This window comes from Citrobacter sp. C348, from assembly GCF_047467975.1.
In the GTDB taxonomy this organism is placed as follows: domain Bacteria; phylum Pseudomonadota; class Gammaproteobacteria; order Enterobacterales; family Enterobacteriaceae; genus Citrobacter; species Citrobacter gillenii.
This window is the reverse complement of the sequence record NZ_JASJUJ010000002.1, coordinates 386,003-412,455: the sequence shown is the minus strand read 5'-3', so window position 1 is coordinate 412,455 and position 26,453 is coordinate 386,003. Positions and strand designations below refer to the sequence as shown.

The window sequence follows — 26,453 nt, the reverse complement described above, 5'->3', positions numbered from 1 at the left end:
TCGTACAATAAAGGCTCCACGTAAGTGGGGCCTTTTTAGCAACTAAGTCTCTTTCGTCAGCTATCTATACTTATGGATGACTGCCAAAACAGACTCGACACAGTTAATAACTGTGCACTCACTCTGGCCCCGGATGGGCCACATCTGGAGATACACCGCAATGTCAGTTATTGGTCGCATTCACTCCTTTGAATCCTGTGGCACCGTAGACGGCCCGGGCATCCGTTTTATTACCTTCTTCCAGGGCTGCCTGATGCGCTGCCTGTATTGCCATAACCGTGATACGTGGGACACGCACGGTGGTAAAGAAGTCACCGTCGAAGAATTGATGAAAGAAGTGGTAACCTATCGCCACTTTATGAACGCCTCCGGTGGCGGCGTAACGGCATCCGGCGGTGAGGCTATTCTGCAGGCCGAATTCGTTCGTGACTGGTTCCGCGCCTGTAGAAAAGAAGGTATTCATACCTGTCTCGACACCAACGGTTTTGTCCGCCGCTACGATCCGGTGATTGATGAACTGCTGGAAGTCACCGATCTGGTGATGCTCGACCTCAAACAGATGAACGACGAAATTCACCAGAACCTGGTCGGTGTGTCTAACCATCGTACGCTGGAGTTCGCACGCTATCTGTCTAACAAAGACATCAAGGTGTGGATCCGCTACGTCGTCGTACCAGGCTGGTCTGACGATGACGACTCAGCACACCGTCTGGGCGAGTTTACCCGTGATATGGGCAACGTCGAAAAAATCGAATTACTGCCTTACCATGAGTTGGGTAAACACAAATGGGTGGCGATGGGCGAAGAATATAAGCTGGATGGCGTTAAGCCCCCGAAGAAAGAAACCATGGATCGCGTGAAAGGTATCCTGGAACAGTATGGTCATAAAGTGATGTATTGAGTGTACATCCTTGTAAAACGGCTGCCTAACATGGTGGCCGTTTTGTTATCTGCACTTACCTCTTCGGCAAACGGATCACAACACAGGAAAGGACGTCATGCGGTTATTCATCTCAGGAGTGTTACTGTTGTCTGCCCAGGCCGCGAATGCCGCCAGCAACTGCGATATTAACGCCATCATCCAGCACGCCTGGCCGGATGCCAGGACAACGTCGCAAGGCACCATTACTCAAGATAACCGGGTCATTACCACCCACAGTGATTCACCCCAAAGCGCGATTTGCCGCATCTGGCCAGCGCACCCTGAGCTGACGCTGGCCGCTGTTCCATTAATGACACAGCAGTATAGCGATTACGATAACGTCGGCGATCTGGAGCTTCTGGTGCTCGATTCCACCACGCTCGACGTAAAACAACGATTACGCCTGCCAGAGAGAATGAGCGACGACGCCATTCGCATCACCGGCCTGGCACTTGATACCGCTCGCTGGAAGGTTACGCCTGAACAGACCGCATTCGGCTTGCGTATCTCCCGCACCGGCAGTTCTCGGGTAAACCCATTTAGTGAAACTGCACTTTCGCTGTATGTCATCGACAATAATCAGCTCCGGCCAATACTAAACGGTATCGTGCTGGAAAATAGCAGCGGAGAATGGGATGGCAACTGCGAGGGAACCTTCAGCGACAGTAAACGCAGCCTGGCGCTCGATGCCGGTTCGCAGAATGGGTATGTTGATATTCGGGTAACCGAGAAAAGCGTGGCATCCGCGAGCTATGTTGATGCCAATGAGCAATGCGCAGCGAAAGATAAACCGGGTAAAGCCAACTGGTTACTGCGCTATGACGGTCACCAGTATACCATTCCCGACGAACTTGCCCCGCTGTCCTGAGCCGCCAGAAGGAGATAGCCTGGCTATCTCCTTTTGATTATCGCTCGTTTAGCCCTTTCTTCTCGCCAGCAGCGGGAAAATTAAGCCCAGCCCCACCAGCACAAACGGCGTCGCAATATTCAGCGTCAGTTGGAACGTCCACTCCGGGGTAAAAGCTTCCATTTTTGGAAAAATCCCGGTGACGCAAGCAAATGCAGTGAAGGCAAAACACCATCCTCCGACGGTTAATGCCAGCGTTTTGTTGCGAATAAAGACATATTCTGACTTATATTTCTGCGCCAGCCGAATAACGGCAATAAATGCCACGAACACCCATAAATAACGCAATGGCATAACAACTGAGTTGAGATTCAGCAACCATTTATACAAATTATTCATGTCGCCAATGCCCAGAGTCGGTAACATAATCAGAATCGCGACTAATACTAACGTCAGTATATAACCGTTCACCGGCGTACCGGAGGTATTTGTGCGGCACAAACGTGCAGGGATATACCGACTGTCTGCATCGCCCAGCAAGACTTTAAGCGGTGCATCAATAGAAAATACGAGTGCCGCAATCTGCCCCAGCGTGTTGGCAACCGCATAAATAACCATCAGCGTGTTACCCATCCCGTAATACTCGCCAAGTTTCTGGAAAGCATAATATTGACCATTGGTCATTAAATCATCGGGAATATGCCGGGAGTCAAACATCATCCCCATTGCCAGCGAGCCGAGAATTGCACATACCGCCACCATAATCGCCAGAATCAACATCCCTTTCGGGAATTCTTTGCCTGGATTGCGGGTCTGGTTAACGTAAGGTGAAATTTTTTCCGCACCACCCACCGCGAAGACCAGCATCGAAATCGTCGTGATATAGGTAAAATCAATATGCGGAATGAACGATTCCCAGGTGATGTTGGTGGTAGCGATCTCAACATCCGTAATTGCCGGCGCGGTTACCGCCATCACGACATACAGAATCGACATCACAAACATCGCAATTCCCGCCACGGAACCCACAATTTTCAGTGACTTCATCCCACGGGATGCAACCCACATGAAGAAGACAAACAGCGCCAGCGTCAGCCCCTGTAACGCCACGACGGTGTACTCTTTAATCAGTGACCCATCCCCCTTCAGCGCCCAGCCCAGGGCAATCAGGATAGCCTGCGGTTTCTGCGCCAGGTAAGGAATATGCACCACCCAGTAAGTCCATGCGGCAAGATAAGCCAGCCCCGGCCCCATGGTGTGTTTTATCCAGGTACTGACGCCCCCTTTCCCCTCTTTAAACGTCGAGCCAAGCTGTCCGACAATCAGGGCATAGGGAATAAAATAGAGTGCAAAAATAAAAATCCAGGAGGAGACAACGACTAATCCCTGATTAGCATAGTTGTTAACAACGTTGCCAAACCCCCAAACGGTAATAAACGACATCAAGGCGATGTTGTACCATCGCAATTGTTTTTCCTGTGCACCAGCCATACGCAATCCTTCGTGGGGGCTATTTTAAATATCAATAAATGAGGCGAAGGATTATGCGCGGTAAAACGAGCTGACGGAAATGGCAGAATGTAAAACTATAACCTTCTGCACAGTTTATTTTTCAGCAAAGATGAGGGGGCAATTAAATACGGCGGAACTTCACCAAAGATACATAATTTGTATAAATGGGAGCCACCGTAATCGTCAAATAGCCTCAGATATGGGCCACGGAATTGGGCTTGTGTCCTGTTTTACGCAGCAGCATCAGTAAATAAATAAACGACACGCTGGCGATCATGATAAACAACAGGCTATCTGAGAAGTTCTGCATCAGCATCGCGGTAAATGACGGCCCCAGCAGGCTCCCCACGGTATAGCTTAATAACAATGCCTGGTTCATGGCAACCAGTTGATGATGTTCCACTTTTTCGCAGGCCCAGGCCATTGCCACTGGATAGAGCGTAAAACCGGCCGCACCTAACATGAATAACGCCGGGGCCATTGCCGCCTGATTCAGCATCGCAATGCTACCGAGGATCACCACAAAGACCTGAACGCGTAAAACCAGCAGGCGACCTAATTTATCCGCCAGACGACCAATCGGCCATTGTCCCAGAATACCCGCGCTGACCATCACCGCCATCCAGAAACCAATGCTGGCGTTACTGGCCCCCTGATGATTAAGGTACAGCGGCATTAAGCCATACAACGAGCCCAGCACAATACCGGAGATAATGCAGCCATTTACGCCCAGTCGCGCCTGACGAAGTCTCAACATCGATGCTATCGGCGTCGAATGTTGTTCCTCGCTTTGCTGATTTATAATGCGGGTAAAAAGCAGTGGTAATACGCCTGCCAGAATCGTGCCAGTAACCCACGGCAAAACGCTCATGAGATCTGTCGAGACTTTACTGACTAACAGCTGCCCTAAAAACGTTCCCACGTAATAGACCATCATATAGGCAGCCAGTAAGCGTCCGCGGTTGCGAGAGGTCCCGCTGCACATCAGCGCGCTTTCCACCACCACCCAAATCATGGCACAGCCGACACCAGCGATAAAACGCCAGGTCATCCAGCTCCAGAATCCCACCATCACACCCAGCCCAATGCACCCCACGGCGAAGATAAACGAGGCAATGTAATAGCTGCGGTTGAAGCCAAGATGTCTGATTAAATACCCAGTCAGCAACGTCCCCACCAGATTACCGGTGAAATAAGACGAACTGACCACTCCCACCTGCCAGGTCGGGAGATTTTCATGGGCGAGCCAAAGCGGGACGAGCGTGTTTAACACGGCGATCGCCAGGGTCAGCAGCAGTAGCCCGCACAGCAATAGCATAACGGGTCGGGTATAGGTAGACATGAATAAAAACCGTGAGGAAGTTCAAATTTCATGCGCATCATGCCACTGCCAAAAACATTGTCAATCGGCGCAATCAGGGGCCTGAGGCGCTTTCATGACGATCGATTCGTATTACTGATTCTTAATATGAATGGATAAAAAAGAGGAAAACACATCTGTTTGTTTTAATTGATCTAAAACAAAATTATCGCATTTCGTTCAGTCGAAATATTTCATGGATGTATCGCATTTTTTATTTGCCGAATGGCGCCGTTAGCTGCGCCATTCGGCATTCTTTAGGTCAGCTGGCAACCGCCATGCCCACGGTCATATGCAGACCGTAGAACACACCGCGCCCGATCAGTTCACCGACAAGCAGCAAAATAAACGCCACTGACAGTAACGGTACGGCCGGTTGGTAGCCCTTAACCTGCGGCACAACCCAGCAGCACAGCGCCAAAGCCAGTGCCGCAATACGCCACGCCATCAGCGAGCCGTAGTCCGGTACCAATGCAGATGCCTGCTGAACAGAACTGTGAATAGTCGCCAGTTCAGCGCCCTGCATCACCGCCATGATAGCACTCACCACCAGCGCAAATATGGAAATCGCCGGCAGCAGGCGCATTGCCCAGCCGTCTACTCCAGCCACGCGCAGCAGCAGATAACCTAACAGCGGCCCACCCAAAAACAGCGTCAGGAAGAAGCCCAGCGGCGTCCAGAGGCTGTACCAGGTTGGGATCGTATCAATGGTGTTATACACCCGCACCATCATCCAGACGAAAACCACGCCCAGTACCATAGTGACGATTAGCCACAGAGTACGTAACGCAGACGGCATTTTTTTCAACGTCGCCATCAGCCAGCCGATACCGCCCACCGCGAAGAACAGCGAACCGCTGGCAATTTCGTTACTCAGTGCAGAGGCACCGATGCGGTTAAGGGAGTTAAAAGCACGCATCGGCGATCCCAGGTGCAGCATGGAGGCAATAAAGCCGATGCCCATTAACACCCACAGGCCCAACATACAGGCAACGACGCGCTGCTGTGCGTCGGGACGTAAGCCCCCTTTCATCAATGCCAGCGCCAGAACAATAAAACCGCCAACCACGCACTGCCCGAAGACCGTGAAGATCATCAGCGGCCACTCATGCCATCCACTTCCCATCTTACACCTCCTTCGGATTAGCCAGATAACCCGTGGTATCCCCGGTCGGGCGGCTATTGGCATTAGGTTTGATTACAATGCTGGGTTTGGTGAAATGTGCGCCCGGTAGTGGCGCAACCGCCGCCAGCTCACCATGTTTTTTGCGCAGTTCATCAATCGGACCAAAATCCAGCGCGCGCAATGGACAAGATTCGACGCAAATCGGCTTTTTGCCCTCGGCCACGCGGTCGTGGCAGCCATCACACTTGGTCATATGCCCTTTGGCCGCATTGTACTGTGGCGCGCCGTAAGGACAGGCCATATGGCAATAACGACAGCCAATGCACACATCCTCATCGACGACCACAAAACCGTCTTCACGCTTGTGCATCGCGCCACTCGGACATACCTTGGTACACGCCGGGTCTTCACAATGGTTACACGCAATGGACAGGTAATAGGCAAAGACGTTCTGGTGCCAAACGCCGTTGTCTTCTTGCCAGTCGCCACCGGCATATTCGTAAATACGACGGAAGCTGACATCCGGGGTTAAATCTTTGTAGTCTTTGCAGGCCAGTTCGCAGGTTTTGCAACCGGTGCAACGGCTGGAATCAATAAAAAATCCATACTGGGTTGTCATCGGTTACTCCTTACACCTTTTCAACCTGAACAAGGTTCGTATGTGACGGGTTCCCCTTCGCGAGCGGAGAAGGACGCTGGGTCGTCAGCACGTTGATGCAGCCGCCCTGATCCACACGTTTCATATCCGGGTCATACCAGGCTCCCTCACCTAGCGCTACCACGCCCGGCATCATACGCGGCGTCACTTTCGCCTCGATATGCACCTCGCCACGTTCGTTAAAGATGCGTACCTTGTCGCCGTTGCTAATACCGCGTCGTTGCGCGTCCAACGGGTTGATCCACATTTCCTGGCGGCAGGACGCTTTCAGTACATCCACGTTGCCATAGGTCGAGTGAACGCGAGATTTGTAGTGGAAGCCCGTCAACTGCAGTGGGAATTTATCCGCCAGCGGATCGCTTAAACTTTCAAAGCCCGGGGCGTAAACTGGCAATGGATCGATCACATCGTCTTCAGGCAGTTCCCAGGTAGCCGCAATGTCTGCCAGCGCCTGAGAATAAATTTCAATTTTGCCCGATGGCGTTGTGAGCGGGTTGGCTTGAGGATCCTCACGGAACGCTTTGTACGCCACATGATGCCCTTCTGGATCGCGCTGTTTAAAGATCCCCTGCTTGCGGAACTCTTCAAACGTAGGCAGTTCAGGTATCGCTTTGCGCGACTGTTCATACAAATGACGCATCCACTCTTCCTGAGAACGGCCTTCCGTAAACTGCTGCTCAACACCAAGGCGCTTCGCCAGTTCGCTGGTCATTTGATAGATGGTCTTGCATTCAAAGCGCGGTTTGATAGCCTGATCGGTGAAAATCACATACGACATATTCCCGCAAGAGGCGTCCAGTGCGAAGTCCATTTGTTCAGACGCCGTGCAGTCCGGCAGCAAAATATCCGCATATTTCGCCGAGGACGTCATGTGGCAGTCAATGACGACAATCATCTCGCACTTCTTATCGTCCTGCAGGATTTCATGCGTGCGGTTGATATCAGAGTGCTGGTTAATCAGACAGTTACCAGCATAGTTCCAGATCATCTTAATGGGCACATCAAGCTTATCTTTACCGCGAACGCCGTCCCGCAGTGCCGTCATTTCCGGGCCGCGCTCAATGGCGTCCGTCCACATAAACATCGAGATGCTGGTTTCAACCGGGTTTTCCAGCGTCGGCATACGTTCAAACGGCAGATCGTAAGAGCCTTCACGCGCACCGCTGTTGCCACCATTAATACCGACGTTACCGGTCAGGATAGCCAGCATAGAAATAGCACGGGTGGCAATTTCACCGTTGGCGTGACGCTGTGGTCCCCAACCCTGACTGATGTAGGCAGGTTTGGCACTGCCAATTTCACGTGCCAGCTTAACGATGCGTTCCGCAGGAATACCGGTTATCTGCGCGGCCCATTCCGGGGTCTTCGCGATACCGTCTTTACCCTGACCTAAAATGTAAGCCTTATAGTGGCCATTCTTTGGTGCGCTCGCCGGGAGAGTTTTCTCGTCATACCCCACGCAGTATTTATCGAGAAACGGTTGATCAACCATATTTTCGGTAATCAACACGTACGCCAGGCCATTGACCAGTGCCGCATCGGTGCCCGGGCGAATCGGGATCCATTCATCTTCACGACCCGCCCCAGTGTCCGTGTAGCGCGGATCGATAATAATCATTCGCGCATTGGATTTCTGCCGTGCCTGTTCAAGGTAATACGTCACCCCGCCACCGCTCATGCGGGTTTCCCCAGGGTTATTACCAAACAGAACAACCAGTTTACTGTTTTCGATATCAGACGGGCTGTTACCGTCCGCCCAACCGCCGTAGGTATAGTTCAACCCGGCAGCGATTTGTGCAGAAGAGTAATCCCCGTAGTGGTTCAGGTAACCGCCACAGCAATTCATCAGACGAGCGACCAGTGTTTTACCCGGTGGCCATGAGCGCGTCATGGTTCCGCCCAGCGTACCGGTGCCGTAGTTCAGGTAGATAGACTCGTTGCCGTAGTCTTTGATCAGGCGCTGCATGTTGGTGGCGATGATGTCATAGGCCTCATCCCAACTAATGCGCTCAAACTTACCTTCACCGCGCTTACCCACCCGCTTCATTGGGTATTTTAGCCGATCCGGATTATAGACACGACGGCGCATAGAGCGGCCGCGCAGACAGGCTCTAACCTGGTGCAGTCCGTCATAATTGTCATCGCCGGTGTTGTCGGTTTCAACATATTTGATTTCACCGTCCACCACGTGCATACGCAGCGGACAGCGGCTACCGCAGTTCACCGTACAGGCGCTCCAGATCACTTTCTCATTGATCTGCGCCGGATTAATGGCTTCTGCAGCATTGGCAATACGGGTAAATGGCAGGGTAAACGCGCTGCTGGCCATCGCCAGCCCGCCTATCGCCGTCGTTTTGACCAAACCGCGACGACTCACCTCAGCTGCCAGTACGGCATCGGGGATCTTAGTTTTCATAGTGGCTCACTCTGCTGCTCACAATAAACAAAAACAAACAATCGCTGTATAGATATTTATATATCGAAGCTATCGTTATACAGACTGGTATATAGTGAATTTACGGAAAGACAGAGATAAATACTGACCTTCATTCGAAAGCAGTATTACCACTTATGGGGTAAGGGTTATTGTCCGGCATCAAACGGGCATAAAAAAAGCGCCCGCAGGCGCTTTTTTAGCAGGGAAAGCTAACTTACCCGATGTATTCCAGGCCATTCATATACGGACGGAGTACTTCCGGAACCTGAATGCGACCATCGGCCTGCTGGTAGTTTTCCATTACGGCAACCAGCGTACGGCCAACCGCCAGACCAGAACCGTTCAGCGTATGCACCAAACGGGTCTTCTTGTCGGACTTACTACGGCAACGTGCCTGCATGCGACGCGCCTGGAAATCCCACACGTTGGAGCAGGAAGAGATTTCACGGTAGGTATTTTGCGCCGGGATCCACACTTCCAGATCGTAGGTCTTGCATGCGCCAAAGCCCATGTCACCGGTACACAGAATGATCTTACGGTACGGCAGACCCAGCAGCTGAAGCACTTTCTCAGCATGGCCGGTCATTTCTTCCAGCGCGTCCATCGAATCTTCAGGACGAACGATCTGCACCATCTCAACTTTATCGAACTGGTGCATACGGATCAGACCACGGGTGTCACGACCATAAGAGCCCGCTTCTGAACGGAAGCATGGGGTATGCGCAGTCATTTTGATTGGCAGCGCATCTTCGTCAATGATCTCATCGCGCACCAGGTTGGTCAGCGGAACTTCTGCCGTTGGGATCAGCGCATAGTTGCTGCTGTCGGCTTCTTCGTCCAGCGGACGGGTATGGAACAGATCGCCGGCAAATTTTGGCAACTGACCCGTACCGTACAGCGTGTCATGGTTAACCAGATACGGAACGTAGTTTTCGCTATAGCCATGCTGTTCAGTATGCAGATCCAGCATGAACTGGGACAGCGCACGGTGCATACGCGCAATCTGCCCTTTCATGACCACGAAACGCGAGCCGGTCAGCTTAACAGCGGCGGCAAAATCGAGCCCCGCGTGCATTTCGCCCAGCGTAACGTGATCGCGAACGTCAAAATCAAACTCACGCGGCGTGCCCCAGCGGCTGACTTCGATGTTGTCATTTTCATCTTTACCGACCGGGACTTCGTCCGCTGGCAGGTTAGGAATGGTCAGCGCAATATCGCGAATCTCAGCCTGCAAGGTATCAAGTTCAGCTTTCGCGGCATCCAGCTCTTCGCCCAGTTTGTTCACTTCCAGACGTAAAGACTCGATATCTTCCCCGCGCGCTTTTGCCTGGCCAATGGATTTCGATCGAGAGTTACGCTCTGCCTGCAGATTTTCAGTTTGTACCTGCAGAACTTTACGACGCTCTTCAAGAGCGCGCAGCTTATCTACGTCCAGCTTAAAGCCCCGGCTTGCCAGTTTTTCAGCGACTGCGTCTGGCTCATTACGCAGCAGATTGGGATCGAGCATGCTTATCCTGTGCTTATCGAATTAAAATGGGAGAAAGTGACCACAGCCTGCAGTCACAGGGATACATTGCCAACATTACCGCAACGATCGCGCTAACGGTAGCGTTTTATAGGGCTATTTTGATCCTGTCCGGCAAGCCAGGCGAGCTTTTCGCCAATCTTACCCTCAAGACCTCTGTTTGTTGGGCGATAATAGCGTGTTTGTGCCAGTTCCTGCGGGAAGTACTCTTCGCCGGCAGCATACGCATTCGGCTCGTCGTGCGCGTAGCGATATTCCTGCCCGTAGCCCATTTCCTTCATTAACTTCGTCGGTGCATTTCGCAGATGCACGGGTACGTCGTAATCCGGACGATCGCGCGCATCCGCCAGTGCCGCTTTATAGGCGGTATACACCGCGTTACTCTTCGGCGCACAGGCCAAATAAACGATCGCCTGGGCAATCGCCCGCTCACCTTCCGCGGGCCCTACGCGGGTGAAACAATCCCACGCCGAAATCGCCACCTGCATGGCACGGGGATCGGCATTACCCACATCTTCAGAAGCGATCGCCAGACAGCGGCGTGCAACATACAGTGGATCGCCCCCCGCCGTAATGATACGTGCGTACCAATAGAGTGCCGCATCCGGTGCGCTGCCGCGTACTGACTTGTGTAATGCTGAGATAAGATCGTAAAAACGATCGCCTTTATTATCAAAGCGTGCGCTACGCTCTCCGGCAATCTCAGTCAGCAACGTGGGTTGTAAAACGCGTTTTCCGCTGGCGTCAACTTCCGCCATATCGGCCATCATTTCCAGCGTATTTAATGCCCGACGCGCATCGCCATTTACCAGCTCGGCAATGGCCCGACGTGTTTCATTCGGCAGAACAATGTCCTGGCCGCCGTAACCTCGCGCTTTGTCTGCCATCGCCTGATCCAGCACCTGCTCAATATCGTCGGTAGTGAGCGATTTAAGCAAATAGACGCGCGCACGCGACAGTAATGCCGAGTTCAGTTCAAACGAGGGGTTTTCAGTCGTGGCGCCTATAAACGTAATAGTGCCATCTTCAATATGCGGGAGAAAGGCGTCCTGCTGACTTTTATTAAAGCGGTGGACTTCATCCACGAACAATATCGTGCGCCGACCGGCATTACGGTTTTGACGCGCACGTTCAATCGCTTCACGAATTTCTTTCACACCCGAGGTAACGGCCGAAATGCGTTCAACGTCCGCGTTTGCGTAGCGGGCGATCACTTCAGCAAGCGTGGTTTTACCCGTGCCGGGTGGGCCCCATAAGATCATGGAGTGCAGGTGCCCGGCCTCGATGGCGCGTGGCAAGGGCTTACCTGCAGCCAGCAAATGCTGCTGGCCGATATACTGCGCTAAATTTTCTGGCCGCATACGCGCGGCCAGCGGCTGAAAGGTATTATCAGAAAAATCGAGCGACAGATTACCCACTCACACGCCTCTACTTACGTTGATCGTCTACCGTGACACCCTGCGGAGGGGTAAAGGTGAATTTGGATGGTTCGATTGCGCCATTCTGCTGAGATTTCAGCTGATAGCTACTGCGCTGATCGTCCTGCTCGACGGCGCTAAACTGATGGATAGTGCCGTCGCGTCCCACATTGATGGTGAACTGCTTCAGATTGCCGCTGCTGGTTTTCGGAGTCAACACGAAGTCATCACCGTTTTGCTTGATGTTGTACTGCTGCCAGTCGCTGGACTGGTTGCGCGCAATCAGCATAAACGGCGTATTACCCGTGGCATCTTTCAGCCAGGTTGCCGTGGCCTGTTCGACAAACGGATTAAAGAACCACAGCGTTTTACCGTCGGAGACCAGAATGCTTTCATCAGGCTGTGTCATATGCCAGTTAAACAGGTTCGGACGTTTAACCCACAGGTCGCCCTGACCTTCCTGTACCGCTGCGCCGCTACCATCGGTCACCTTCTGAGTAAAGCTGGCATGGAAGCTACTGACTTTATCCAGACGACTTTTCAGGTCACTGGCGGCGTCAGCCCAGACGCTGCTCACCACAAAGCTCGACAGTAATGCACAGGTGATTGCGATCTTTTTCATCGTTATTCCTCAAAATTCGTCACTCCCGACGGGGAGATCCCTCTGCTATCCATTCCAGGCCAAAAATCAGCATGAGGAAAGTAGAAAATACTGAATTACTTAACTTTGCAATCAATCGAAGGGCGGCGGCGCCAGCACTTCACGATTACCATTATGCCCTTGCTCACTGACAATCCCCTGCGCTTCCATCTGCTCGATGATACGTGCCGCGCGGTTGTAACCGATGCGGAACTGACGCTGGACGCCGGAGATGGAGGCTTTGCGTTTTTGGGTAACAAAATTCACCGCCTGATCAAACAGCGGATCCAGTTCTTCCCCATTGTCAAAACCACCGCCGCCGCCTTCGCTTTCGCTATCAGAAGTGATGCCCTCAACGTATTGCGGACGGCCGCGCGCTTTCCAGTCTTGAACAACGGCATGAACTTCTTCATCACGCACAAAAGCACCGTGAACACGCACCGGAATTGTCGAGTTTGGTGCGGAATAAAGCATATCCCCCATCCCTAACAGGGATTCAGCACCTGACTGATCAAGGATGGTACGCGAATCAATTTTACTCGACACGGTAAAGGCAATACGGGTCGGGATGTTGGCTTTGATAAGCCCGGTAATCACATCAACCGACGGACGCTGGGTCGCCAGCACCAGGTGGATCCCCGCCGCACGCGCTTTTTGCGCCAAACGAGCGATCAGTTCTTCCACTTTTTTACCGACGGTCATCATCAGGTCAGCAAATTCATCGACCAGGACAACGATATAAGGCTCTTTTTTCAGCACCGGATGGGTAACATCCATGCTATCGCCCGGTTTCCAGTACGGGTCCGGGATCGGGCGCCCCATACGATCCGCTTCTGCGATCTTCTCGTTGTAACCCGCCAGATTACGCACGCCCAGCGCTGACATCAGTTTGTAGCGGCGTTCCATTTCATTGACGCTCCAGCGCAAGGCGTTGGCAGCATCCTTCATATCTGTAACCACTTCCGTCAACAGATGCGGAATGCCCTCATAAACCGACAACTCGAGCATTTTGGGGTCGATCATAATGAATCGCACATCTTCCGGCTGTGCCTTATACAGCATGCTGAGGATCATAGCATTGACCCCAACAGACTTACCGGAACCCGTGGTACCCGCCACCAGCAGGTGCGGCATCTTCGCCAAATCAGCCGTAACCGGTTCGCCGGCAATATCTTTACCGAGCACTACGGTCAGCGGAGAAGGATTATCACGGAATTTCGCATTATCCAGCACTTCGCGCAGGTAGACGGTCTGCCGTTTTTTGTTCGGTAATTCCAACCCAACATACGGTTTACCTGGAATAACCTCCACCACACGAACCGCAGCGGTTGACAGTGAACGCGCCAGGTCTCGGGAGAGGTTAGAAATCCGTGCAGCCTTAACACCCGGAGCCAAATTCAGTTCAAAACGGGTTATCACCGGGCCCGGTGAATAGTTCACCACATCAGCCTTAATACGGAAATCTGCTAAGCGCGCTTCCACCAGTCGCGCCATTTGCTCCAGCGCGAAGGTGTCCACCGGCTCAACTTCACTCGGTGGCGGGGTGAGCAGATCCAGCGATGGCAGCAGCGTGGTTGGACGCTGAACAGGACGGCTGTCGCCATTGCGCATCAATAATGGATGGATCAGGCTATCCTGCGGCTGTGGTGTAACAGGCTGTGACGGTTGCTGATAATGCGGCTGCGGTGCAACAGGCTGTGGCGGTTGCTGATAATGCTGCTGCGGTGCAACAGGCTGTGGCAGCTGCTGATAATGCTGCTGCGGTACAGGCTCCGGTTCAGGCATAACGCTTGGGGTAAACAGCGGCTCATGCGGGCCATCATCCACCAGTGCTTTCATCGGCGAGAAGGCAAAGTCATCTAACGAGAACGGATTAGCGCCCGCAGGCTGTTCGCCGGAATAGCGCTGCTGCTGGGAAGAGGCAAACTGACGAGCCAACTCCGCTTCTGCTGCAGACTCTTCGTCCTCAATCTGATGCGTATTGTCCTGATACTCTTCACCATAACGATGCTGCTGCGACTGGGCGAACTGACGCGCCAGCTCATCCTGTTGCATCGCTTCAATTTCATCGTCGGTATAATCCGTATCAAGCTGCTCTTCTCGCGCTTTCTCTTCGGCCATACGTTGCGACGGTAGTTTGATACCATATGAAGCCAGCTCACGACGCGTTGGCACACGGACGCGATTTGGACGCGGCAACTGCGGGCCAATGCCTTCTTTCACCTGTGGACGCGGCGCACCGCTACCCGCCAGACTAAACACAGGTGCAGCAACAGCGGCGGCCCCAGCGCCCATTGCAGCGTTTTTCACCCCAGCCGCCAGCGGCGCGACGGCAGCAACAGATTCAACCGGCGGTATGGATGTGGGTGTTGGCATTGATGGCATTGACGGTTTAATTCGCTCAGGTTCCTGCAGTGGTTCAGGAATGGGCTGATACCAGGCCGCGAGCTGTTCACGCTCACGCGCGCGCTTTTCTTCCACCTCTTCAAAGTAATAGAGTGGCGGACGCGCCGGTTTCGTCTCTTCCACAACCGGTTCAGGCTCGACAACCGGCGGTTGCTCAACCACAGGCTCCTGCACGAAAGCAGGCGGCTGCTGATACACGGGCTGCTGGAATGTGGGTTCCTGCTGGTAAGCCGGTTGCGGGTTATAAACAGGATCCGGTGAAGAAACCGGCTGCTGTACTGGCGGTTGCTGCCAGCTTTGTTCTGGAACAGGCGGCTGCCACTGCGGTTGCATTTGCGGCTGCGGAGCTACCGGCTGTTGGTATTGAGGTTCGACAACGGGCGGCACAGCATATTGCGGCTGAGGCTCAACCGGTGCGGGCTGCTGCCACGGCTCATAAGGCTGTGCCGTCGGTTGAGTATATTGTGCAGGCTGCGAATAACCTTCGTAGGCAGGAGTCACAACCGGCTCAGCCACCTGTGGCGCTGGCGCAGGTTGCCATGCAGCAGTCGGTGCAGGCTGAACAGGAACGCCACCGGAAACCAGCGGTGCTTGCATTAACGGATCGGCTGGCGCACTCCAGGCCTGCGCGGTCGCCGTGGCTGCTGCGGCGGCTGTCACAGGCTCAGTCACCGAGTGACCACTTAACAGCGGATCGAACTCATCATATTCAGGCAGCGTCGCGCGATTACCCGAGAACAGAACATCATTCGGATCGGCGGCTACGCCACGGGCACTATATTCAATTTCATCTTCGTCATCCATCCGTTTACCGGAGAACAGCGCAGCATCGGTATGACGACCAAGCGGATTGGTAAACTTCTCGGCCAGGCGCTTACGACGTGCTAATGCCCCACGAAGAATACGCGCCCGGCGTGATTCATGCGGTTTTCCTTCGGTGATGTCGACGGACTCTTCATCGTCTTCATATTCTTCGTCATCGACCCAGGTATCGTCACGGCGAGTGCGGTTACTGGCAAAGGTCAGGATATTGAGTAACCAGCCGCCCAGTTTTTCCGCAATGCTCACCCATGACCAACCGGTAAACAACGTCAGACCTGCCGCCCAGATGCACAATAGTGTGAGTGTTCCCCCGCTGCTATGCAGCAGAGGTTGTAGCGTGGTACTGAGCAGACTGCCAATCACGCCGCCAGACGCGAAATACCAGATATCATCGGCGTTGATTGCCGCCAGTCCGCAAGAGGTGAGAATGAGCGCCAGAACGCCAATGATGCGCAGCGATACGGCGAAATAGTCAACGTACTCGTCACTGGCCTGATGTCGCCAGGTAAACCAACAGCCCCCAACAATGATCACAGGCAGGGTGTAGGCCATGATGCCAAAAATAAAGAACAGCGTGTCCGCCAGCCATGCTCCGGGTATTCCCCCAAGATTGTGGATAGGCTCGTGCCACGCGGTTTGCGACCAGCTGGGATCCGAAGGGTTAAAGCTGAGTAAGGCAGCCATCAACCAGACGGCAAAAAGGGCAATAAGGATCAGTAGCGCTTCCAGAAGTCGGCGCCCGCTGCTTAACTTCGTCAATGTGACGTCTTTGTCTTCAGTGTATTCCTGGCTCAAAAACGGCTCTCCAGGTTTCAGGCTTTTCCTGCCCGATGCTAAAACGGACAACAGCACCGGGTTGCCCCGGCACTGTTGCTGTATGGATTAACAGGAGTGTAATCAAACTACGTCGATTTTGCACCTGTTCCGTGTTAGCGCGTCTTAATTACCAGACGATTGCTCTGTTTAACTTCTTCCATTACCACGTAAGTACGTGTGTCATTCACGCCAGGCAGACGCAGCAGGGTTTCCCCCAGTAGCTTGCGGTATGCTGACATATCCGGTACGCGTGTTTTCAGCAGGTAGTCGAAATCACCGGAAACCAAATGACACTCTTGAATTTCTTCAAGTTTTTGCACTGCAGTGTTGAACTGCTCAAAGACATCCGGTGCGCCACGATTCAGAGTAATCTCAACAAAAACCAGAAGTGATGCATCCAGATAATGCGGGTTTAACAGCGCCGTATAGCCCTGAATAAATCCCTGTCTTTCTAACCGACGCACACGCTCAAGGCAGGGCGTTGGTGAAAGTCCCACTCGTTTAGAAAGCTCGACGTTAGAAATACGCCCATCCTTTTGCAGCTCATTAAGAATGTTACGATCGATACGGTCGAGATCTTTGCCAGGGCGCTTCTTACTATCTACCATTATTATTGTCTCTCTGTATTCCTTCCCTACTCCTGCCTGACCCTTCTAACATCACTGTTCAGAGTCGCTACCCATCACAATACCCGAAACCCAGAGGGATTTACGGTGTGAAATGTCTGGGTTTATGGTGAGAAGACCGTTGCCTGTCGGCGGCTATCGACATCACGAATGGCATCTGTCCACACCATGCGTAGATTTCGCTAACTCGGTAAACATGGTATCTGGATGCATGATTATGCAGCACACACACGACACAGTTTTTTTCTTCCTTGAATGTTTTCGCAAAACAGCAGGGGATTGTCAAAGCAAAACATCGATTTTTAGTACAACATGCCAGTTATTCATTGGGAGTGATGGAAAATCGTCATTTTATCGCCTTATAACTGCCCGATTTTAAGTAGAAATCGTTATGTCCCGTCATACTTCATGTTACCTGTGCGTTGGTTGACGTCCTTGCCGCCTGTCTGGCCGATCATCGGCTCCCGCTATTGCACAAATTGTTAACAAAATTGCCATACTCTTTTTTTACGCCTGCAAATTCCCTACAATCCAGTTCATTGCCTGCCAACAACTATGGGGATCTCATGGGCACGACCAAACACAGTAAACTTCTTATTCTGGGTTCAGGCCCTGCCGGGTATACCGCTGCGGTCTATGCTGCACGCGCAAACCTGCAACCGGTACTGATTACCGGTATGGAAAAAGGGGGCCAGTTGACCACGACGACGGAAGTCGAAAACTGGCCTGGCGACCCGCATGATCTTACGGGCCCACTGCTGATGGAACGTATGCATGAGCATGCGACAAAATTTGAGACGGAAATCATTTTTGATCACATCAGCAAGGTTGATCTGCAGAACCGTCCGTTCCGTCTGACCGGCGACAGCGGCGAGTACACCTGCGATGCGTTGATTATCGCCACCGGCGCTTCCGCTCGCTACCTTGGCTTACCGTCTGAAGAAGCGTTTAAAGGTCGCGGTGTTTCTGCCTGTGCGACCTGTGACGGATTCTTCTATCGCAACCAGAAGGTGGCGGTTATCGGCGGTGGCAACACGGCTGTAGAAGAAGCGTTGTATCTGGCGAATATTGCCTCTGAAGTACATTTGATTCACCGTCGCGACAGCTTCCGTGCAGAAAAAATCCTTATCAAGCGTCTGATGGATAAAGTCGAAAACGGCAACATCGTGCTGCACACGCACCGCACGCTGGAAGAAGTGACCGGCGATCAAATGGGCGTCACCGGACTGCGTCTGCGTGATACCCAAAACACCGATAACGTCGAGTCTCTGGACGTTGCAGGACTGTTTGTCGCCATTGGTCACAGCCCGAACACCGCGATTTTTGAAGGTCAGCTTGAGCTGGAAAACGGCTACATCAAGGTTCAGTCCGGCATTCACGGTAATGCGACGCAAACCAGCATTCCAGGCGTGTTCGCGGCCGGTGACGTGATGGACCATATTTATCGCCAGGCGATTACCTCTGCAGGTACGGGTTGTATGGCAGCCCTTGATGCAGAGCGTTATCTCGACGGTCTGGCTGACGCCTGCAAATAAGTTTTACAAATCAGTAACAAAAGTAAAAAAGGCGACTATCAGTCGCCTTTATTTTTGCCCCGTTGTAACATTGTCCTGCCTAAAAATTCCTATAACTCACCTGCTAAGCGAGCAATGAATAAAACCCGTCAAAAAGAGCTAACACGCTGGTTAAAACAGCAAAGCGTCATTTCCCAGCGTTGGCTGAATATTTCACGCCTGTTAGGCTTCGTCAGCGGCCTGTTAATTGTCGCTCAGGCCTGGCTCCTGGCACGCATTCTTGATCACATGATCATGGATAATATTCCCCGCGAAGCCCTTCTGCTCCCTTTCATCGTATTAGTACTGATTTTCATCCTGCGTGCATGGGTGGTCTGGCTACGTGAGCGGGTCGGTTTTCATGCGGGACAGCACATCCGTTTTGAAATTCGTCGCCAGGTTCTGGACCGTCTGCAGCAGGCAGGCCCCGCGTGGATCCAGGGTAAACCTGCCGGAAGTTGGGCCACGCTGGTGCTCGAGCAGATTGACGACATGCATGATTACTACGCGCGTTATCTGCCGCAAATGGCGCTTGCCGTCTGCGTCCCCATTTTAATTGTCGCGGCTATTTTCCCGTCTAACTGGATAGCCGCCCTTATCCTGCTGGGAACCGCGCCGTTAATCCCCATGTTTATGGCGATGGTCGGTATGGGCGCTGCCGACGCTAACCGACGTAACTTTCAGGCGCTGGCCCGACTCAGCGGGCATTTCCTCGATCGCTTGCGCGGCATGGAAACGTTAAGAATATTTGGTCGCGGCGAAGCGGAAACAGAAAGCATCCGCGCGGCGTCTCAAGATTTTCGCCAGCGCACCATGGAAGTTCTGCGCCTCGCGTTCCTCTCCTCCGGCGTGCTGGAATTTTTCACCTCGCTGTCCATCGCGCTGGTGGCCGTTTACTTTGGCTTCTCGTACCTCGGCGAGCTCAACTTCGGCCACTATGGCGTTGGTGTTACCTTAGCCTCTGGATTCCTGGCACTGATTCTTGCGCCTGAGTTTTTCCAGCCCTTGCGCGATCTGGGCACGTTTTATCATGCCAAAGCCCAGGCCGTCGGCGCCGCAGACAGCCTGAAAACATTCATGGAAACTCCGCTGGCGCATCCTGAACGTGGCGACATTGAGCTGGCTGTAAAAGAGCCGGTTTCGATTACCGCAGAAGATCTGGTTATCACCTCCCCGGAAGGTAAAGTGCTTGCTGGTCCACTTAACTTCTCGCTGCCAGCCGGTCAGCGCGCGGTACTGGTGGGACGCAGCGGGTCCGGTAAAAGCTCACTGCTTAATGCGCTGTCTGGTTTTCTCTCTTATCAGGGGTCATTGCGAATTAACGGTTTTGAGCTTCGCTCCCTGGCGCCTGATTCCTGGCGTAAACAGCTGTCATGGGTAGGACAGAACCCACAGCTTCCTGCCCCAACGTTGCGCGATAATGTGCTGCTGGCACGTCCAGATGCCAGTGAGCAACAGCTTCAGGCCGCGCTCGACAGCGCCTGGGTGAGTGAGTTTTTACCCCTGCTGCCTCAGGGCGTGGATACCCCGCTCGGCGATCAGGCCGCCCGACTTTCCGTCGGGCAAGCGCAGCGCGTTGCCGTCGCCCGCGCCTTGCTCAATCCGTGTCAGCTACTGCTGCTGGACGAACCCGCCGCCAGCCTCGATGCACACAGCGAGCAGCGCGTCATGCAGGCGCTGAATACGGCATCACGCCGTCAGACCACGCTGATGGTCACACACCAGCTTGAAGACCTTGCCGAGTGGGATGTCATTTGGGTTATGCAGGACGGACAGATCGTCGAGCAAGGCACTTATGCTCAACTGAGCGCAGCCAACGGGGCTTTTGCAACACTGCTGGCTCACCGTCAGGAGGACATCTAAATGCGCGCTTTGCTACCTTATCTGACGCTGTATAAACGTCATAAATGGATGTTAACACTGGGTATTGCTTTGGCGATCATCACGCTGCTAGCCAGTATCGGTTTGCTGACGCTTTCCGGTTGGTTCCTCTCCGCTTCCGCGGTAGTTGGCGTAACCGGGATTTACAGTTTTAACTATATGCTCCCCGCTGCCGGCGTGCGCGGCGCGGCGATCACCCGTACCGCAGGTCGTTATTTCGAGCGACTGGTCAGTCACGACGCGACATTCCGCGTGCTGCAGCACCTGCGTATTTATACATTTAGTAAGCTGCTGCCACTCTCTCCAGCGGGTCTGGCCCGTTATGGTCAGGGCGAACTGCTTAACCGCATCGTTGCGGATGTCGACACGCTTGATCACCTTTATCTGCGCGTCATCTCTCCGCTGGTTGGGGCATTTGTCGTGATTATGGTGGTGACGCTGGGTCTGAGCGTTCTCGATCTCACGCTGGCCATCACCCTTGGCGGCATCATGTTGCTGACCTTGTTTATTTTGCCCCCGCTGTTTTATCAGGCCGGAAAACGTACCGGGCAAAACCTGACGCACCTGCGCGGACAATATCGCCAACAGCTGACATCCTGGCTGCAGGGCCAGGCCGAGCTGACCATTTTTGGCGCAAGTGTTCGCTATCGAGCACAAATGGAAGCCACAGAGTTACAGTGGCACGAAGCTCAGCGTCGCCAGTCCGAATTAACGGCGCTGTCTCAGGCCCTAATGCTGCTGATTGGCGCACTGGCCGTCATCGTGATGCTCTGGATGGCCTCGGGCGGCGTGGGAGGCAATACCCAGCCAGGTGCGCTGATTGCGCTGTTTGTGTTCTGCGCACTGGCCGCATTTGAAGCCTTGGCCCCGGTAACGGGTGCATTTCAGCACCTCGGTCAGGTGATCGCCTCTGCCCTGCGCATTACAGAACTGACGGAACAAAAACCGGAAGTCACTTTCCCCGACGCAGGATCGACAGTTTCTGAGCCGATTACCCTCACGCTGCGTGACGTCTCTTTCAGCTACCCGGGGCAGGCGCAAAATGCGCTGAATACCCTCACCCTGCTGGCAAAACCCGGTGAGCATATTGCAATTCTCGGTCGCACCGGCTGCGGGAAGTCTACCCTGTTACAACTGCTGACCCGCGCCTGGAACCCACAGCACGGTGAAATCCTGTTTAACGACCGTCCGATTTCATCCCTGAGTGAGTCAAGCCTGCGTCAAAGCATCAGCGTCGTGCCGCAACGTGTGCACCTGTTTAGCGCCACATTACGCGACAACCTGCTGCTGGCCGCACCGCAGGCCAGTGATGACGTATTATCCGAAATACTGTGCCGCGTTGGTCTGGAAAAACTGCTGGAAGATGATGGTCTCAACGCCTGGTTAGGTGAAGGGGGTCGTCAGCTTTCCGGCGGCGAACTCCGCCGTCTGGCTATCGCTCGCGCGGTACTCCACGATGCCCCGCTGATGCTGCTGGATGAACCTACCGAAGGACTGGACGCTACCACCGAAAGCCAAATGCTTGAATTGATTAGTGATGTCATGCGAGATAAAACGGTATTGATGGTGACGCATCGCCTGCGCGGGCTGTCACGTTTTGATCAAATAATAGTGATGGACAACGGACACATTATTGAGCAAGGTAATCACGCAGATCTGTTAGCCAGGCAGGGGCGTTATTACCAGTTTAAGCAACGTCTGTAAGCTATTATTGAACGATCGACTCGCGTAGTGGAGTTTCGCTGTCATGCGCCTGGTGCAACTGTCCCGCAATTCTATCGCCTTCCCGTCACCGGAAGGCGCGTTACGCGAACCTAACGGTTTGTTAGCGCTGGGTGGCGATCTCAGCCCTGCCCGTCTGCTTATGGCGTACCAACGCGGTATTTTTCCGTGGTTTTCTCCTGGCGACCCCATTCTTTGGTGGTCGCCCGATCCGCGCGCCATTTTGTGGCCTGAGACATTTCATCTTAGCCGTAGCATGAAGCGTTTTCATAAACACTCACCTTATCGTGTCACGCTAAATTACGCCTTTGGTCAGGTGATTGAAGGTTGTGCCAATGACCGCGAAGAAGGGACCTGGATAACGCGTGATATTGTTGACGCTTACCACCGCCTGCATGAACTGGGGCACGCACATTCCATTGAAGTGTGGCGGCACAATGAATTAGTCGGTGGTATGTACGGCGTTTCGCAAGGCACGCTCTTCTGCGGTGAATCAATGTTCAGTCGTCAGGAAAATGCCTCAAAAACCGCGCTGCTTGTTTTTTGCGCTGAATTTAGCCGGCAAGGCGGGAAGTTAATTGATTGTCAGGTGTTAAATGGACATACCGCATCGCTGGGCGCCATCGAAACGCCGCGTCGGGAGTACCTTGAACACTTGAGCAAACTGCGCCAGCAGAGGCTACCCAGCCATTTTTGGGTACCCAGGACGTTATTTTTACCTCAGGAGTGAATGTTTTCGGCACATTTTTTGTCGGGGTGTTATAATTGCGTCGCAGAGTTGGTTTAGCCCATTACCCCGCCGCCGTTAAGGAACAGTTCGCGTCAGGCAACGCCTATCGTTTATCTCATCGTTCCCTTACACGTTGCGCTTTAAGTGCGGCTTTGCCGTGTGTGGATAGAGTAATGCGCCAAACTTGATTTGCTGTATTTTAATCGCGCAAATCTTTACTTATTAAAAGAACTTCGGCATTATCTTGCCGGTTCAAATTACGGTAGTGATACCCCAGAGGATTAGATGGCCAAAGAAGACAATATTGAAATGCAGGGTACCGTTCTCGATACGTTACCTAATACCATGTTCCGCGTAGAGTTAGAAAACGGTCACGTGGTTACTGCACACATCTCCGGTAAAATGCGTAAAAACTATATCCGCATCCTGACGGGAGACAAAGTGACTGTTGAACTGACCCCGTACGACCTGAGCAAAGGCCGCATTGTCTTCCGTAGTCGCTGATTTTTTTCACGCCAGACTGGCGTCCAGATAATAAAAGGTCGGTATATCCGGCCTTTTTTGTGGGCCAAATTTGAGGCTTTAGTCCTCAATCATGCGTGCATATTCTTCCGTCAGGAAATCCACTAATGCGCGCACCGAGGGCAATAACCCCCTACGCGATGGAAAGACCGCGTGAATAATCTCCCGCCTCGGTTCCCAGCCATCCAGCAATGCCACCAGCTCCCCTGCGGCTAATTGATCCTTGACCATTAACTGCGGGAGTTGCACCACGCCTACCCCGGCAACCGCGGCCTCGCGCAGCGCCAGCATATCTGTGGTGATCATACGCGGCATAAAATGTACTTCCGCGCGGGCCCCCTGTGGGCCAAACAACTCCCAACGATGAACATGTTTCCCCGCCGCCAGACTCAGCCCGGGCCAACGGGTCAGCTCTGCTGGGGCGTGTAATGTCCCCATCTGCTCAACCAATCGCGGACTGGCATACAGCCGGTGCCCCCTGTCAGCAAGCACCCGCATGACCAAATCACTGTCTTCAAGAGGACGAGGTCGGACGCGAATCGCCACATCCAGACCTTCTCCGACGACGTCGACGCGGCGATTCGTGGCTTCAAGCTGTACTGCAACATCCGGATAACGCGCCATGAACCGGGCCAGCATGGGGCCGATATGGACATGCAACAGCGTCACCGGGCACGTCAGTTTAACAATGCCACGTGGCTCAACCTGCAACGCCGCAATGGCATCCTGTGCCGCCTGCGCCTCCACCAACATCGCCTTACAGTGTTCGTAAAAGGTCTGCCCGACCTCCGTGACATTAAACTGCCGGGTTGTTCGCTGAATCAAACGCACCCCCAGTCTCTCCTCCAGTTGCGCAATACGCCGACTGAGTTTGGATTTGGGCTCATCAAGCGCACGGCCTGCCGCTGCGAATCCTCCCTCTTCGACAACATGCACAAACCATGCGAAATCATTGAGATCCAGCTTCGTCATCTTATTGTCCTATGAATGAGACGGTGAGGACTATTTTAGCCACTACTCAGCTCGCTGTCATGGATATAAGCTTATTCACATCAAGATAACGTCACTGAGGAGATACATATGAAACACGTAACAGGCGTCTATACCGCACCTCGCCCACACTGGGTTGGCGATGGATTTCCAGTTCGCTCGATGTTCTCTTACCAGTCTCATGCTGAGCAGCTCAGTCCGTTCCTGCTGCTGGATTACGCGGGTCCGCATACCTTTACACCGGGTAATGAAAAGCGCGGCGTCGGCGAGCACCCGCACCGTGGTTTTGAAACGGTGACCATTGTTTACAGCGGTGAAGTTGAGCATCGCGACTCAACCGGGCGCGGCGGCATTATCGGTCCAGGCGATGTGCAGTGGATGACAGCAGGGGCCGGGATTTTACACGAAGAATTTCATTCGCCGGAATTTACCCGTAAAGGCGGCGAACTCGAAATGGTCCAGCTGTGGGTCAACCTGCCAGCCAAAGACAAAATGACCGTGCCGGGTTATCAGGGCATCAGCAGCGACGTTATTCCCACCGTCGATCTGCCAGATGACGCAGGTACCGTGCGCGTGATTGCAGGCAACTATCAGGACACGAAAGGTCCCGCGCATACCTTCTCGCCGTTAAACGTGTGGGACATGCGTCTGCAAAGCAATCGCCCGGTCACGCTGTCCCAACCGGAAGGATGGAGCACTGCGCTGGTGGTGCTGAAAGGCACGATCACCATCAACGGTGCCACCTCCGCGGGTGAGGCGCAGCTGGTGGTATTAAGCCAGCAGGGTAAAACCCTACATATCGAGGCCAGTAGCGACGCCAGCGTGCTGCTGCTGTCAGGCGAACCGTTAAATGAACCCATTGTCGGTTACGGTCCGTTTGTGATGAACACAAAACAAGAGATCGCCGAAGCCGTACGCGATTTCAACTCCGGCCGTTTTGGCCAAATCTAAAGCGAAGGAGAATACGATGTCCAGTCCTGCAAATTTTAATGGTTCACGCCCGGTTATCGACGTAGATGATGCCGTGATGCTGCTTATCGATCACCAGAGCGGTCTTTTTCAGACCGTCGGTGATATGCCAATGCCCGAACTGCGTGCCCGTGCCGCTGCGCTGGCAAAAATAGCCACCCTGGCGAAGATGCCGGTGATCACCACCGCCTCCGTTCCACAGGGACCCAACGGCCCGTTGATTCCGGAAATCCACGCCAATGCGCCCCATGCTCAGTACGTGGCGCGCAAAGGCGAGATCAACGCCTGGGATAACGAAGACTTTGTTAAAGCCGTCAAAGCAACGGGTCGTAAAACGCTGATTATCGCCGGTACCATTACCAGCGTCTGTATGGCTTTCCCGGCCATCAGCGCGGTAGCGGAAGGGTATAAAGTGTTTGCCGTCATTGATGCTTCCGGTACTTACAGCAAGATGGCGCAGGAAATCACGTTGGCGCGAGTAGTACAGGCAGGCGTGGTGCCAATGGATACCGCAGCCGTTGCGTCTGAAATACAGCGGACCTGGAACCGGGAAGATGCCGCTGAATGGGCGGAAGTGTACACCAAAATCTTCCCGGCCTATCAGTTGCTGATCGAAAGCTACAGCAAGGCTCAGGAAGTTGTCACCAGCGGTGAAAAACTGGACTCTCAGCGCTAAACATATTCTCTGCGCCTGTCCGGGCGCAGAATATGTCTATTGCGTAACCAAACGAGAGTGAAGACGTAAATTCTGCTTGACCGTTTTAGCGCAACTCCCTATAGTAGCGCCCCGTTGCCCCCCAAGCGGTCAGGCAGCAATACAATACGGTGAGGTGTCCGAGTGGCTGAAGGAGCACGCCTGGAAAGTGTGTATACGGCAACGTATCGAGGGTTCGAACCCCTCTCTCACCGCCACATTAGAGAAAGAGCTCGTACGTAAGTACGGGCTTTTTTTTCGTCTGTTGTATTTGCCG

20 protein-coding genes and 1 tRNA gene are annotated in these 26,453 nt (G+C 53.4%); 10 read left to right on the top strand and 11 right to left on the bottom strand.

The window, feature by feature from the left end; all coding sequences use genetic code 11:
* Positions 1-160 precede the first annotated feature (160 nt).
* On the top strand, positions 161-901 hold the full coding sequence (gene pflA, locus QNN86_RS05960; RefSeq protein WP_096757686.1) for a pyruvate formate lyase 1-activating protein: 741 nt from the start codon (positions 161-163) through the stop codon (positions 899-901).
* Between the two features lie 97 nt (positions 902-998).
* Positions 999-1,790, top strand: coding sequence for a hypothetical protein (locus QNN86_RS05955; RefSeq protein WP_414210775.1), 792 nt, complete (start codon positions 999-1,001; stop codon positions 1,788-1,790).
* A gap of 48 nt (positions 1,791-1,838) precedes the next feature.
* On the opposite strand, the gene QNN86_RS05950 is transcribed toward QNN86_RS05955, so the two are convergent.
* From QNN86_RS05950 to lrp, 10 genes are all read right to left on the bottom strand, one after another.
* Complete coding sequence (locus QNN86_RS05950; protein ID WP_181619006.1) at positions 1,839-3,260, bottom strand: APC family permease; 1,422 nt, start codon at positions 3,258-3,260, stop codon at positions 1,839-1,841.
* A gap of 214 nt (positions 3,261-3,474) precedes the next feature.
* Entirely contained in the window at positions 3,475-4,623 is a 1,149-nt protein-coding gene (locus tag QNN86_RS05945) for an MFS transporter (RefSeq protein WP_414210774.1), read from the bottom strand.
* A 280-nt stretch (positions 4,624-4,903) separates the two neighbouring features.
* Positions 4,904-5,767 carry a dimethyl sulfoxide reductase anchor subunit family protein gene (locus QNN86_RS05940; protein WP_096757689.1) on the bottom strand — a complete coding sequence of 288 codons (864 nt, stop codon included), beginning with the start codon at positions 5,765-5,767 and terminating at the stop codon, positions 4,904-4,906.
* A gap of 1 nt (position 5,768) precedes the next feature.
* The gene (gene dmsB, locus QNN86_RS05935) at positions 5,769-6,386 is read right to left on the bottom strand and encodes a dimethylsulfoxide reductase iron-sulfur subunit DmsB (RefSeq protein ID WP_096757690.1); all 618 of its coding nucleotides are present in this window, start codon (positions 6,384-6,386) and stop codon (positions 5,769-5,771) included.
* Between the two features lie 10 nt (positions 6,387-6,396).
* Positions 6,397-8,841: a dimethylsulfoxide reductase subunit A gene (dmsA, locus tag QNN86_RS05930; protein ID WP_414210773.1), complete on the bottom strand. Its 2,445-nt coding sequence runs from the start codon at positions 8,839-8,841 to the stop codon at positions 6,397-6,399.
* A gap of 235 nt (positions 8,842-9,076) precedes the next feature.
* On the bottom strand, positions 9,077-10,369 hold the full coding sequence (gene serS / locus QNN86_RS05925; RefSeq protein ID WP_096757692.1) for a serine--tRNA ligase: 1,293 nt from the start codon (positions 10,367-10,369) through the stop codon (positions 9,077-9,079).
* 92 nt (positions 10,370-10,461) lie between these two features.
* On the bottom strand, positions 10,462-11,805 hold the full coding sequence (gene rarA / locus QNN86_RS05920) for a replication-associated recombination protein RarA (protein ID WP_096757693.1): 1,344 nt from the start codon (positions 11,803-11,805) through the stop codon (positions 10,462-10,464).
* A gap of 10 nt (positions 11,806-11,815) precedes the next feature.
* Entirely contained in the window at positions 11,816-12,427 is a 612-nt protein-coding gene (gene lolA, locus QNN86_RS05915; RefSeq protein ID WP_096757694.1) for an outer membrane lipoprotein chaperone LolA, read from the bottom strand.
* Between the two features lie 111 nt (positions 12,428-12,538).
* Positions 12,539-16,468, bottom strand: a complete 3,930-nt coding sequence (locus QNN86_RS05910; RefSeq protein ID WP_414210772.1) for a DNA translocase FtsK — start codon at positions 16,466-16,468, stop codon at positions 12,539-12,541.
* 134 nt (positions 16,469-16,602) lie between these two features.
* Positions 16,603-17,097 carry a leucine-responsive transcriptional regulator Lrp gene (gene lrp, locus QNN86_RS05905; protein ID WP_000228473.1) on the bottom strand — a complete coding sequence of 165 codons (495 nt, stop codon included), beginning with the start codon at positions 17,095-17,097 and terminating at the stop codon, positions 16,603-16,605.
* Between the two features lie 584 nt (positions 17,098-17,681).
* On the opposite strand from lrp, the gene trxB reads away from it, so the two are divergent.
* The 5 genes from trxB (at position 17,682) to infA (ending at position 23,505) form a co-directional block, all read left to right on the top strand.
* Positions 17,682-18,650 carry a thioredoxin-disulfide reductase gene (gene trxB / locus QNN86_RS05900; RefSeq protein ID WP_096757696.1) on the top strand — a complete coding sequence of 323 codons (969 nt, stop codon included), beginning with the start codon at positions 17,682-17,684 and terminating at the stop codon, positions 18,648-18,650.
* A 114-nt stretch (positions 18,651-18,764) separates the two neighbouring features.
* A complete protein-coding gene (cydD, locus tag QNN86_RS05895; RefSeq protein ID WP_414210771.1) occupies positions 18,765-20,531 on the top strand; it encodes a heme ABC transporter permease/ATP-binding protein CydD in 1,767 nt (588 codons plus the stop codon).
* Positions 20,532-22,253, top strand: coding sequence for a heme ABC transporter ATP-binding protein/permease CydC (gene cydC, locus QNN86_RS05890; protein WP_414210770.1), 1,722 nt, complete (start codon positions 20,532-20,534; stop codon positions 22,251-22,253).
* Between the two features lie 43 nt (positions 22,254-22,296).
* The gene (aat, locus tag QNN86_RS05885; RefSeq protein WP_414210769.1) at positions 22,297-23,001 is read left to right on the top strand and encodes a leucyl/phenylalanyl-tRNA--protein transferase; all 705 of its coding nucleotides are present in this window, start codon (positions 22,297-22,299) and stop codon (positions 22,999-23,001) included.
* Between the two features lie 285 nt (positions 23,002-23,286).
* Positions 23,287-23,505: a translation initiation factor IF-1 gene (gene infA / locus QNN86_RS05880; protein WP_002211347.1), complete on the top strand. Its 219-nt coding sequence runs from the start codon at positions 23,287-23,289 to the stop codon at positions 23,503-23,505.
* 78 nt (positions 23,506-23,583) lie between these two features.
* On the opposite strand, the gene QNN86_RS05875 is transcribed toward infA, so the two are convergent.
* Positions 23,584-24,495 carry a LysR family transcriptional regulator gene (locus tag QNN86_RS05875; protein WP_117341703.1) on the bottom strand — a complete coding sequence of 304 codons (912 nt, stop codon included), beginning with the start codon at positions 24,493-24,495 and terminating at the stop codon, positions 23,584-23,586.
* A gap of 108 nt (positions 24,496-24,603) precedes the next feature.
* Here QNN86_RS05875 and QNN86_RS05870 point away from each other — a divergent pair, with 108 nt between their 5' ends.
* The 3 genes from QNN86_RS05870 to QNN86_RS05860 all read left to right on the top strand — a co-directional run bounded on the left by QNN86_RS05870 (position 24,604) and on the right by QNN86_RS05860 (position 26,394).
* A complete protein-coding gene (locus QNN86_RS05870) occupies positions 24,604-25,464 on the top strand; it encodes a pirin family protein (RefSeq protein ID WP_414210768.1) in 861 nt (286 codons plus the stop codon).
* 16 nt (positions 25,465-25,480) lie between these two features.
* The gene (locus QNN86_RS05865) at positions 25,481-26,158 is read left to right on the top strand and encodes an isochorismatase family protein (RefSeq protein WP_137362364.1); all 678 of its coding nucleotides are present in this window, start codon (positions 25,481-25,483) and stop codon (positions 26,156-26,158) included.
* A gap of 148 nt (positions 26,159-26,306) precedes the next feature.
* Positions 26,307-26,394 (top strand) — tRNA-Ser (locus QNN86_RS05860).
* Positions 26,395-26,453 lie beyond the last annotated feature (59 nt).